This window comes from Paenibacillus sp. IHB B 3084, assembly GCF_001447315.1.
In the GTDB taxonomy this organism is placed as follows: domain Bacteria; phylum Bacillota; class Bacilli; order Paenibacillales; family Paenibacillaceae; genus Paenibacillus.
In genome coordinates this window covers 1,406,429-1,418,666 of the sequence record NZ_CP013203.1, presented here as the reverse complement: position 1 = coordinate 1,418,666, position 12,238 = coordinate 1,406,429, and the positions used below count along the sequence as shown (strand labels likewise).

The 12,238-nt window shown below is 46.9% G+C and carries 9 protein-coding genes and 1 pseudogene; 9 read left to right on the top strand and 1 reads right to left on the bottom strand.

Features of this window, described 5'->3' with window-relative positions; translation table 11 throughout:
• Positions 1–73: 73 nt before the first annotated feature.
• The 7 genes and pseudogenes from ASL14_RS06685 (at position 74) to ASL14_RS06655 (ending at position 8,646) form a co-directional block, all read left to right on the top strand.
• Positions 74–2,746 carry a PAS domain S-box protein gene (locus ASL14_RS06685; RefSeq protein WP_134910972.1) on the top strand — a complete coding sequence of 891 codons (2,673 nt, stop codon included), beginning with the start codon at positions 74–76 and terminating at the stop codon, positions 2,744–2,746.
• A 149-nt stretch (positions 2,747–2,895) separates the two neighbouring features.
• Positions 2,896–3,206: pseudogene (locus ASL14_RS06680) on the top strand (ArsR/SmtB family transcription factor).
• Positions 3,207–3,302: 96 nt separating this feature from the next.
• Complete coding sequence (locus tag ASL14_RS06675) at positions 3,303–4,478, top strand: MFS transporter (protein WP_189338238.1); 1,176 nt, start codon at positions 3,303–3,305, stop codon at positions 4,476–4,478.
• A gap of 192 nt (positions 4,479–4,670) precedes the next feature.
• Positions 4,671–5,060 (top strand): GntR family transcriptional regulator, encoded by a 390-nt coding sequence (locus ASL14_RS06670; protein ID WP_103049011.1) that lies wholly within the window; start codon positions 4,671–4,673, stop codon positions 5,058–5,060.
• Positions 5,053–5,955, top strand: a complete 903-nt coding sequence (locus tag ASL14_RS06665) for an ABC transporter ATP-binding protein (protein WP_134910970.1) — start codon at positions 5,053–5,055, stop codon at positions 5,953–5,955. Before ASL14_RS06670 ends, ASL14_RS06665 begins: the two co-directional genes overlap by 8 nt.
• On the top strand, positions 5,930–8,026 hold the full coding sequence (locus ASL14_RS06660) for a multidrug ABC transporter permease (RefSeq protein WP_134910969.1): 2,097 nt from the start codon (positions 5,930–5,932) through the stop codon (positions 8,024–8,026). The genes ASL14_RS06665 and ASL14_RS06660 overlap by 26 nt, the downstream gene beginning before the upstream one ends.
• Positions 8,027–8,337: 311 nt before the next feature.
• The gene (locus ASL14_RS06655; protein ID WP_223264223.1) at positions 8,338–8,646 is read left to right on the top strand and encodes a hypothetical protein; all 309 of its coding nucleotides are present in this window, start codon (positions 8,338–8,340) and stop codon (positions 8,644–8,646) included.
• A gap of 63 nt (positions 8,647–8,709) precedes the next feature.
• On the opposite strand, the gene ASL14_RS06650 is transcribed toward ASL14_RS06655, so the two are convergent.
• Positions 8,710–8,994: a hypothetical protein gene (locus ASL14_RS06650; protein WP_134910968.1), complete on the bottom strand. Its 285-nt coding sequence runs from the start codon at positions 8,992–8,994 to the stop codon at positions 8,710–8,712.
• A 99-nt stretch (positions 8,995–9,093) separates the two neighbouring features.
• On the opposite strand from ASL14_RS06650, the gene ASL14_RS06645 reads away from it, so the two are divergent.
• Complete coding sequence (locus tag ASL14_RS06645; RefSeq protein ID WP_134910967.1) at positions 9,094–10,548, top strand: PstS family phosphate ABC transporter substrate-binding protein; 1,455 nt, start codon at positions 9,094–9,096, stop codon at positions 10,546–10,548.
• Between the two features lie 141 nt (positions 10,549–10,689).
• Complete coding sequence (locus ASL14_RS06640; RefSeq protein ID WP_134910966.1) at positions 10,690–12,009, top strand: beta propeller repeat protein; 1,320 nt, start codon at positions 10,690–10,692, stop codon at positions 12,007–12,009.
• Positions 12,010–12,238: the final 229 nt, after the last annotated feature.

Genomic DNA, 12,238 nt, shown 5'->3' with positions numbered 1-12,238 from the left:
GATGGATCTGCATCGGCAATCTTTTGTGCATGTTAGACTGCGCCCTCATAAACCACAAAGGAGGAGATTTATTGTGTTTTCTGCTGCTCAACGACTGCCTTTGCTGGAACACATGTACAATCATGCCCCGACAGGGATAGCCATTTTTTCGAGGGACGGAAAATGTCTGTACGTCAATCCCGCCCTTTGCCTCATGGTCGGATACAAGCAGGAGGAACTGCTGAAAACCCGATATTATCATTTGTTGTATAAAGGAGACAAAGATCGACAAGCGTTGCGGGACGCCTATACGGGCTGGCTGAAAGCTACGGATCAAGTGTACAAGGCAGAGCTTCGTTTAAGACATCAGCGGGGGACATCCGTCTGGTTATCGCTGGAATTAACGATATTTGATGACCCGGCTACGGGTCAAACGTATCTGATTGCCTACGCGATGGACATCACAGAGAAAAAAGACATGCAGCAGGTACTCTCGGACAATGAGGACTTGTACATGCTGATTACAGAAAATACGCCAGATGTGATCTCGTTCAGCACGCCGGACGGCAACCTTCAATATGTTTCTCCTTCGGTAGAGAAGCTTCTTGGTTACACCAGGCAGGAAATGCTCGGCAAAAAACGGCTCGAATTTTATCATGCAGAAGATGTCGATTATATGCGCGTACATGGAATCTTCCAGGAAACAGGTATTATGAAGCGGCGTGTGCGTCACAAGGACGGACATTATTTGTGGCTGGAAGTGTCATACCGCATTATTCGGGATGAGGAAGGTCAGATCAAGCGGGTTCTGTCTATTGGTCGCAACATCACGGAGCGCCAGAAGAGTGAGGATAATCTTGCAAAAGCCCAGCGACTGGCGATGTTTGGCTCATGGGACTGGGATTTGGTTAACGACGTTTTGCATTTTTCCAAGGAATTCCGCAGCATTTTCGGCTTTAGCGTAAAGCCGGTCGAGACAAGTATTGATTCTTTTCTGGATGCTATTCATCCAGAGGATAAAGAGCGAATGATCGAAATCATTACGAACGTCATTTTAAAAGGGATTCATCAAGAAACCTTTTATCGGATTGTACTGCCTAATGGTGAACAGAAAGTGCTGCGTTCGACCTGGGAAGCGGAAATGGACGAGCGAGGACAGCCGATTCAAATTGTCGGTATGATACAGGATGTCACGGAACACCAAAAGATGGAGCAGCGTCTTCGTGAAAGCGAGAACCGTTATAAATCCCTGTTCCAGCATAACCCGCTCGGCATATGCGCCATGAATATGGAAGGTCAAATCCTGAGTGTAAATCCCAGTCTGGAGGAGCTTACCGGTTATACGAGGAAGGAACTGCTCGGGGCTGGAGTTATTGCGATGGCTTCTTCCGAGGAACAGGACAAGATTAGGCATCATATGGAGCTGGCCAAACAGGGAGAAACGCAAACCTATGAATCAGAGTTCATACATAAGGATGGGGAGCGCCTGTTTATCAAGGTAACCAATATCCCGATTTTTGTGCATGAGCAAATTGTCGGCTGCTATGGCATCGTCGAAAATGTCACCCCGCTCAAAAGCTACATCGCCCAAATCGAAAAGCTCAGCAACGAGCATTCACTCATTCTGAACGCGGTATCTGAAGGCATTGTGGGCTTGAGCACCGAGGGGCATGTCCGTTTTATGAATCCGGCGGCGGTCGAAATGTTTGGAGTGGGATCGGAAAATCCGCTGAGCGGGACACGTACGGACATGATCCGCCATGTCGATGAGATAAGCAGCCATTACCCGGATGAGCAGCCATCCATTCTTCAGGCGATCCGCAGTGGTGCTTCTTATCAGGCTGAGGAAGCCGTATTTTGGAAAAAAGACGGGTCCAGCTTCCTCGTCTCTTACCGGATCAGTCCCCTGATGGATAATGGGGAGCGTAAAGGGGCCGTAATGGTTTTTGTGGATATGACGAATGAGAAGGAAATCATCCGGGCCAAGGAATCCGCCGAGCGGGCCGACAAGGCCAAGTCAGAATTTCTTTCTGTGATGAGTCATGAGCTTCGTACACCGATGAACGGAATTATCGGAATGGCCGGGCTGCTCGCGGACACTGAATTGGATGAGGAACAGCGGAGTTATATCGATATTATTACCAATAGCAGCAGTGCTTTAATGCAGATATTGAATGAAATACTGGATTTAAGCAAAATTGAGGCTGGAAAAATGGCGTTGCTACACGAGCCTTTTGAACTTGAGGATATGATGGGCAATGTGGCGGACCTATTTCTCAAGCAGGCTATGGAAAAAGACATTGAGCTGGAGTGGCACGTGGATCAGGAATTGCCGGGGGTCCTTGCCGGTGACCATGTGCGTATCCGGCAGGTGCTGGTGAATTTGGTGAGCAATGCAATCAAATTTACAGAGCGAGGGCGTGTAAACATCTTTGCCGAGAGCAAGGCTTACAGCAGCCGTAAAAAGAAATGCTTGATTGAGTTCAGTGTAACCGATACCGGCATCGGTATTCCCGCAGATCGCCAGCATTTATTGTTTCAGCCTTTTTCCCAGCTCCATCCGGCACTGAATCGAAAATATGGAGGCACAGGTCTGGGGCTTTCCATCTGCAAAAACCTGGTCAGTCTGATGGGCGGCTCCATTGGTGTGGATAGTGACGAGGCCAGAGGAGCCACGTTCCGGTTTCAGCTAGATCTTATGCTACCGGAAGGGGAAGCACTTGCGAATATAAGTCGTGACGAGCCTCACGAATCGACGGAATGCTAAAAGAAATAGCCAGCCGTGGTGCTTAACGCATCACGGCTATTTTTATGTTCAAGTGAAGTGTATGAAAGAATGGCACAACACACAACAGTCGATGCTATATTATTGAAATAGATATTTACATATCTAAAACAAGAGATATAATGAGGTTTATGGATACTCTAATGATTTTTAAAGCTTTGTCGAATGATACACGCCTGCAAATTTTGGATTGGTTAAAAATTCAGATGAAAATTTCGGACCGCAATTGTTTTTACCAACGGATGCTAACTTTAAAGGAGGGATTTGTGTAGGTAGCATTCAGGAAAAAACAGGATTAGCACAATCTGTTATTTCCAGTTACTTAACGCTCATGAAGAAGGCTGGGCTTTTGGAATCCAGGCGATTTGGACAGTGGACCTATTACCGAAGAAATGAAGAGAATATTTGCAAATTCGCTGAATATATCAAGAATGAAATGTAGGTAGCCACAAAATAATGAACAAGGTTACCTACTTTTTTGTGTATATTATATCTATAAATATAGATTTTCGAATATATGAATTATGAGGTCAAGGAGATGGAAATCGTGAACAAAAACAGTCCATTATTTTTTATTGCATTAGGTATATTTGGCATTATAAATACGGAGCTTGGAGTCGTTGGGATTTTGCCAATGGTGATGGATAAGTATAACGTTACTGCACCACAAGCTGGAATACTGGTCAGTCTTTTTGCACTCACTATTGCCATTTTTGGGCCATGGGTAACTCTGCTATTTTCAAAATGGAATCGTAAATGGTTACTGATGAGCATCATGATTATTTTTTCCATCTCGAATGTGATATCAGCTTTTGCACCGAACTTTTATACACTTGTCGTATTCCGAATATTCCCCGCCTTTTTTCACCCAGTGTACTTCTCCATTGCCTTCGTACTAGCTGTTGCGCTATCGAAGAAAGAAGAGGCTGCTAAAGCAAGTGCAAAGGTATTTCTTGGAGTTAGTGTGGGGATGGTATTGGGAGTTCCGCTTACTTCTTATATTGCTGATCAATTCTCTCTTGGCACTTCATTTCTGTTCTCTGCTGTTGTGAATATTATTGCGTGTGTTGGAATAGGGCTCATGGTTCCTTCCAGATTGGAGCAGAAGGAAGTACCTGTCAGGAACCAGCTTAAAATATTGAGGAAACCCACATTGTGGTTGAATATCGGTAGTGCATGCTTCATATTTGCTGCGATGTTTTCTGTATATAGTTATTTTGCGGAGTATCTAGGAGAGAAAACGCATATGAGTGGAGAATGGATTAGTACGATGCTTGTGCTTTTCGGGATTAGTGGTGTGGCTGGTAACTGGTACTCGGGAAAAATGTTAAACCATCATATGTTGAAAACGGTGTTGCTTTATCCTGTTGCTTTAGGGGTTTGTTATTTACTGCTTCAATATGTGGGTGCAACTCTTCTTCTCACAAGTGGGATTATTATTGTCTGGGGAGCTGTTCATACGAGTGGATTGATTGTAAGTCAAATTTGGCTTACCTCGGAGGCTCCAGAAGCCCCGGAATTTGCGAATAGTCTGTATGTTTCTTTTTCAAATTTGGGTGTCACCATAGGGACAGCGATGGGAGGCTGGTTTATTTCTCAATTAGGAACAGGAGATGTTGTTTGGAGTGGCCTACTTTTTGTTGTATTGTCTCTTGTATGTATTATCGTGAAATCTATGTTTTTTGGGATACATACGAAGTCAAAAAATATGTAACAAACTTTTGCCGAAATCATTACAGGTTAACGTTGATTTCAAGACCAGCTTTCTGAGTTGGTCTTTTTTTCTGTAATAAATAACTAAAGAAATGATTGACAAACTGTTCTAACTGTATTATTAATAATAGTACAGTTAGAACAGTTGAAAGGATGCAGATGAATCTGATCAAGTCTTGAAAGGAGGAAGTCCATGTTCGAGCTGGATATCCGCAGTCGTAAGCCGATCTACGAACAGTTAATAGAGAAGGTAAAGGAAATGATCGTATACGGATCGCTTCAGCCGGATGAGCAATTGCCTTCTGTACGGGTTTTATCCGCTCAGCTTACGGTGAATCCCAATACGATTCAGAAGGCGTATCGAGAGCTGGAACGCGAAGGATACATCTATTCCGTCCAGGGCAAGGGCAGCTTTGTCACCCCTGCCGAGCATCAGCCGCAGCAAATGAAGCGGGATGAGATTCGGGCGGCGCTGTTGAAGCAGATGATCGAAGCTGTCCATTTCGGTTTTACGCAGCAGGAAGTGGACGCCTTATACGTGGAAGCTACGCAATTGAAGGAAAGGGGGATGTCCCTTGATTGAATTAAGGGAAGTCACAAAAACATTTACAGAAGAAAAGGCTGTCGATCAGCTCGCCCTTAAGGTGAAGAAAGGCTCTATTTTTGGACTTTTGGGCTCCAACGGAGCAGGTAAAACGACGCTGCTCAAAATCATCGCCGGGATTTACAGACCGGATACTGGCAAGGTGCTAATCGGTGGACAGCCGGTGTATGAGCAGCCAGAAGTCAAGCAGCGCATTCTGTTTATGCCGGATACCCCTTATTTTTTCCCGCAAGCGACGATTCGCCAGATGGCCCGGTTTTACCGCTCCATTTATCCGAGCTGGAGTGAGGAACGCTACATACAGCTTACCGACATTTTCAAGCTTGACCCGAAGCGTAAACTTCACCGTTTTTCCAAGGGGATGAAGCGTCAGGCCGCTTTTTTGCTTGCCTTGAGCTGCATGCCTGAGCTGCTGATTTTGGATGAACCGATTGACGGACTGGACCCGGTAATGCGACGAATGATCAAAAATTTGCTGTTCCAGGAAATCGCCGCACGTGAGATGACTGTCGTGATTTCATCCCATAATTTGCGTGAAATTGAAGACATGTGTGATCATGTCGGCATTATGCATCAGGGACGTATGCTATTGGAGAAAGAGGTTGACGACCTCAAGTCCGATACGCATAAGGTGCAGGTTGCCTTTCGTGACAGCACGCATGAGGAAGCCGTCTGTGGACAACTTCCGGTTGTACATAAGGAGCGCAGAGGCAGTGTTCTGCTGCTTATTATCCGGGGTGAACGAGAGCAGATTACAGAAACGATTCAGGCGTATGAGCCGCATGTATTCGATTTGCTGCCGTTGACGCTGGAGGAAATTTTCATTTATGAAATGGAGGACGCAGGTTATGACATCCAACCGATTCTTCTGTAGCGGCGGCGTGATTCGCCAAAGCCTGAGACAGCATGGCTGGATCGGTCTGTTGTACTTGGCGGGATTATTGTTTACAGTGCCGCTGCCGTTAATTATGAGCATCGGAGACGAACGGGTGCACGAGGTTTTGAGAAGCTTGTTCGATAGTGCAAACTCAGGTAATGATTTGCAAAATATGATTTTATTGACCGTACCGGTGCTGGCAGGTGTGATGATGCTTCGTTTTATTCAGCGGCAGGGGCCATCTGATTTGTATCACAGTCTGCCATTACGCAGGGAACATCTGCTAACGGCACATTTGATCAGTGGTCTTATCCTCTTGCTCGTACCCGTGTGGCTCACGGCGGGAGTGACGGCTTGGGTTAACGCGACGAATGATCTGCCTTATATTTTTCACATGAATGATGTTGGATCATGGGCATTGGTCGTCTCGGTCATTAGCATTTTTCTTTTCGCCTTTACTGTGTTTGTAGGTATTTGCGTAGGGCAATCGCTGCTGCAAATTGCTGTAGTGTACGTTTTGATGGTGCTCCCCTTCTTTCTGTCATCCATGATTAGTCGCTTTCTGGGGCATCATTTGTACGGTTACTATCAGGTCAGTGGAACAATAGTTCGTTATAGTGATGGCATGGAGTTACGTAGTAACAATAATATTTGGCATTCTTTATCGCCGTTTATTCGCTTTACGGAATTGCTAAGAACTCCATTTTCATATATTGAACTGCTTGTTTATATTGGTGTTTCTCTGCTGTTTGTGATCTTGAGCTATGTGTTGTATCGCAAACGGCTGGTAGAGAAAGCAACGCAAGCAATGGCATTTACCTTCTTCCAGCCCTTATTCAAAGCAGGTGTGATGCTGTGCGCTATGCTGCTAGTAGGGGACTATTTTAATGGCGTAGGCGGACAAGGTAAAGACTGGTCTATCTTCGGCTATATACTTGGAGCTATTTTGGGCTATATCGCTGTGGAGATGGTGGTTCGCAAGACGTGGCAAATTGTACGTGTACGTGCTTTGCTGGAATTGGTCGCTTACACCGCAGTGTTAGGTCTGGCAATGTACATTCCGACTTCAAGTTGGGTAGGTTACGAAGATCGAATTCCAACTGCGCATTCCGTGGAGCAAGTTTATGCCGGACCAAGTTTGTATTTGGATGGGGGCATTACACGAAAAGATCTTTATTTTTCGCAAGATAAAGCTTATATCGCTTCTGTGCTAAATTTACAGCGTGAACTCGTGCGGACCCATTCATCAGGACAGACGTCCATGACCAAAGGTGAACCTCTTCAAATGATAGCCATTGCCTATCACCTTGACGATGGTTCAATTATGACCCGAAGCTATACATTTCCCGAGCAGCCTTTCCGGGCAGAGCTGGCAAAGGTCATGGTGTCTGAGCCGTACAAAAAAGTAGCATACTCGTTGGATAAGCTATATGGTGCAGCCGAAACGATCAGCATTAAATCAGGGGATGATGAGGAACGGAGGGTGATACTGACCGATCCGAAAGAAATTCGCGAATTTGAAGCTGTGCTGAAAGAAGAAATTTTGGATATGAGCTATAGCGAAATGCAGTCTGGAAGTTATCAGCTGGGGAATATCGAGATTCTGAATAAAGCTTCCTCTATCTCCAAATATGAGCCGGAATGGGCTCGTAATGTTGCATTTAACTGGCGTTTATCCTTTCACAAACTGGAAGGTTGGCTGAAACAGAAGGAATATGCCGACAAGGTAATGGTCACCTCGAAGGATATACTTTCTGTGCGTGCTGTTCCAATTATTTCTCAGGAGATGAAACCTTATCAATCTGGTCAGTATATCGAAGACGTCAATTTATTCAGAGATATACAGCAGAAGCATAAAGCAATCGTCATTGAAGATATGAAGCTCTGGAAAGCTATTTTGGAAAACCGCAGATCCTATAACTATACTCCAGATATGGAGAAAGGCACTTACCTGATACAGATCAAAATCAAACCTTTATATGGCTTAAATGCTCACACAGGCTATTATTTATTAACTCCAAAAGACATGACACCTGAGCTTGTAAAGGCTCTACCCGCCACTCCTTAAAACGGCACCGAACGGCAGATAAGAAATTCCTCCTGGTTTGGGCAGATGTAGAGGCGTATAGAGATAGAACGGTAGAACATAAAGAGTATAGCGTTCGGTAAATGATGTCAGCCCAATTCAGGAAGGAGCAGCACGATATGAAATATACAGAAGATCGTGAGTTTATACAGTTGTTGGAGCACATTCACTTCCATTTGATGATAATGGGTTCGATCTCGTGCTGAACAAGCATGAGGCATTTTCTCCAGCGGAAGTGCGGCGTATTTTGCATACGGGCGGGATGTTTTTGACCCAACAGGTGGGGGGCTGGATTGTGTGGGCATAACGACCGTTTGGAAGCGCCTTATAGCGAGTATGCGGACTGGTCCCTTTCTCAAGCGATTACCGGTCTGAAAAGCAACGGCTTCGAAATCGTGGAGCAGCGGGAACAGTTTCCGATACAGCGGTTTTACGATATCGGAGCGCTTGTCTACTACTTAAAGGCGATTGAATGGCAGATTGCTGATTTTCAGCCAGAGAGATATATAGAACAGCTGTATGGTCTACATCTGGACATTCAACGTGATGGGTATTGGGACGTGAAACAGCACCGTTTTTTGATCCAAGCAAGAGCGATATAGAATTGTTGAATTCAATACCAAGAAGGTCTTCCTCTAGGGAAGGCCTTTTTTTAGCATACTTCTTTATGGTAAAAACAAAATCAAAAGCCATACGGCGGTTGGCAGTGAAATACCGACGGCGATGGCAATATAGGGCAAGGGAGTTTTCAGGTAGCTTTTCAAGTTGCTTTTCCAATCCGCAGCCTTATGCTTTTTTTCATGATAAATCTCGATTTGTGTTGAAAAACTGTGAAGCAGCTTGAGAGTGTCCTCGGTCGGAATATGTTGTAAGGATTTCCAGAGGTCATCATGCGTTTTTCGGAGCAAGGCCATATCGGATGTGTTATCCCGGTGATCGGATAAGGACATTTTTACCATCTCCTCGTATACTAATCTTTACCATAATTGTACAATGAAAAAGCAGTGGCTTAAAGGCTCATTTCATTTAAATGATATAGGGGGATGTACATGTCAGATCCAAAGGGAGTTATAACTGAGCCGGAAAAAGGCCCTTCCATGCGGTCAGCATGGTTTTGGTCGTGGTTGGGCGGTACATTTATGTTTGGATTGTTTTCAGTCATGTTTAATGTATTTTGGAGTATGGCTGTGGCATCTAATGTACAGCTTCTGTTGAGGCGTGAGGGTGTGACGGATACTGCGGTCATTGTGATGATGATTTTGTACGCCTGGATCGTGGGCCTGATTTTTGCAGCTTACGGTGCCTGGAGTGCGCGTATTTCCAGTCTGCGCAAGCTTCCGCTCATGCTGACCGGGCTGCTATCATTATTAAGCGGCCTGGGTTTATGGATTGTGGGGTTACAAGGCTCTGGCGGCCAACCGTCCGAGGTGGGCGGGAGTTCGTGGCAATTGTTTTCAATCTATCACGCGTGGGCGGAGCCTGTGCTGGAGGTATTGGAGCCGTACACACAGCATGGTGAAATCTGGTTTCTGCTGACTGTACTGCTACCGATCGCCGGAATGGTAATAGGAGTTGGGGTGGATCGTTATCCGGCGGTGATAGGAAAGAACGGAAAGGTGGATCGTAGATGGCAATGGATCGTGGCCGCTATGTCTGCCGCACTCGTCATTGTGCTGACCATTACGCTGATGCTGCCTCATCGCCCGTTGATTGCAGAAAGGGATTTTCCAGTGGTCGATGGGGCTACAGCGGCGATTCCGTTCGCACAGGATATGCTGCATGAGCTGACCGGAATGAGCAAAGCACGTGCGGCGCACGAATTGAAATTCAACACAACGCATCTGGCGTATGTAAATCTGATCGACAAGAAGGCGGATCTCATTCTGGTGGCCGGACCATCCGACGGGGAGCTGCAACTTGCGAAAGATCGGGGAGTGAAATTGAAGCTGACTCCAATTGGGCGGGATGCGTTTATTTTCCTTGTTCACAGTGATAATCCGGTTCATAATCTGTCTTCACAGCAGATTCGTCGTATTTATGAAGGCTCCATTCATAATTGGAGTGAAGTGGGAGGCAAGGATCAGCCGATTGTAGCCTATCAGCGGGAAGAAAATTCGGGAAGTCAGACGTATATGCAAAAGAAAGTGATGGCAAACCATGAGATGGCCGAGCCGCCCCGGGAGCGCACAATTGGCATCATGGGTGGTATGATTAATGCAGTCGCTGATTTTAACAAGGATCACAATGCGCTCGGGTATTCGTTTTATTATTTTGCCAATGTGATGCATAAGCGGCAAGAAGTTAAATTCTTGTCCATTGACGGAGTGGTGCCGAACAAGGAACATATCCGTTCGCAACAGTATCCGTTCACCGCTCAATTGTTCGTGGTCACACGGGAAGGAGAGAAGTACAGCCCTTCGGTTCAGCGGCTACTCCAGTGGCTGCAAAGCGAAGAAGGAAAACGGATCATTGAAAAAGGCGGCTTTGTTCCTGTAAATCCGTAGACGAGGTTTTCCATACAGTCGATTTTGGGTTTCCATCCGTCAAGAGTGAAACGAAGACAGCAGGGTAATACATAGGATATACCTTGCTGCGGTTACATACCCGCGCAGCATTGTACTAACACAGTAAGGGGATGAACGAAAATGAAGAAAAAATTATCGGCATGGGCGCTTTTGCTCGCCGTATCCATCATGACAGCAGGTTGTGGAGCAGATACAACACAAGCAGGACAGACCGGACAGAAAGAGCAGAACGGACAAACCGTTCAGGATGGACAAAAGGGTTCTGCTTCCGCGCAACCGGGTGCTTCGGGAGCCGCTGTAAATACACCTGGACAGCAGACCGCTTCTGACGGGAAAAATGGCACAACTGGCGGTACAGGCGTTGCATCAGGGGCTGGTGGACAAGCATCCACAGATGCGAATGCGGCGAAGGTTCGCATGGACGATGTTACCGCGCTGCGCCTGATCGACGGCAAATCCGGATGGATCGGCGGGAAGGGATGGATTGCCCGGACAGACGCAGGCACATCCGGTTCAGCCGGAGCGGCATGGGATGTGCAATATCAGGGTCAAGGAACAGTGCAGCAAATTTTTGCCTTGAATGGGCAGCAGGCATGGGCCGTCATGGCAGACAGCGGCTCGCTGCTGGCGACTCAGGATGGAGGCAAGCGCTGGGAAAGTATCGGGACAGTACCGAAGCAAGGACAAGCGGGCTTTCTACACTTTGTATCGTCCAAGGAAGGATTCACCGGAAACCAATATACGAAGGACGGCGGTCAAACCTGGTCCGCGCTTCCCGTACCTGATCACACCGTTGGACAACCTTACTATCATGATCAGCACAACGGTTGGGCGGTAACGCAAAGCAAAGAGGGCTCGTTCGGTATCTTACACACAACGAATGGCGGCCAGAAGTGGACCACCGCTTTGTCCCGGAAAACCCAAGCCCCTCTGAACGGTGTAATCATTCGCTCGGTAGAACGCGGAAACGCATGGATTGAGCTGGTCGGGGATACGGGCATGAATCAGACCTCATATTCGCTCTGGCATACCGCCGATAGCGGCCAAAGCTGGCGTGCTGTGTTGGCCAATGCCACCGCTGGCGCAGGTCCGGCTCCCGGCATTAGCCAGCAAGACCATCAGGTTCCCAAGAATGAAGGGACGGCACCGGGTATGCTCTATGCAGTAAACAGCAGTACCGCGTTGATGGGCGGCTATTGCGCACCGTGCGACAAGCCTAATACCATTGGCTGGACGAATGATGGAGGCAAGACGTGGAACAACGGCAAGCAAAGCTTTGACGGCTATGGCAGCCAGCAAATCGGGATGGCCAATGCCAAGGAAGGCTGGGCTATTTTCTCCGATTCAGAGAAGGCTCCGGTAATGTATACCACCTCGGATGGTGGACAGCATTGGACGCAGAGCCATGTCTTTGACAAGCCTGCGGCATCAGGTTCCTGAGCAGATGTAGTCCTTAGAAGATAAGTCCTGAGCAGATATAGTAAGGAGGGAGAACAAATGAGCCAACAGAAGAAAAGTGCAATCACATGGGCTGACGGCCGTGAAGTGCCTCTGATCGGACAGGGCACATGGCATATGGGGGAAAAAGGTTCGCTTCGGCAAGAGGAAGTGCGCGCGCTTCAACTTGGCTTGGATCTGGGCATGACGTTGGTCGATACGGCTGAAATGT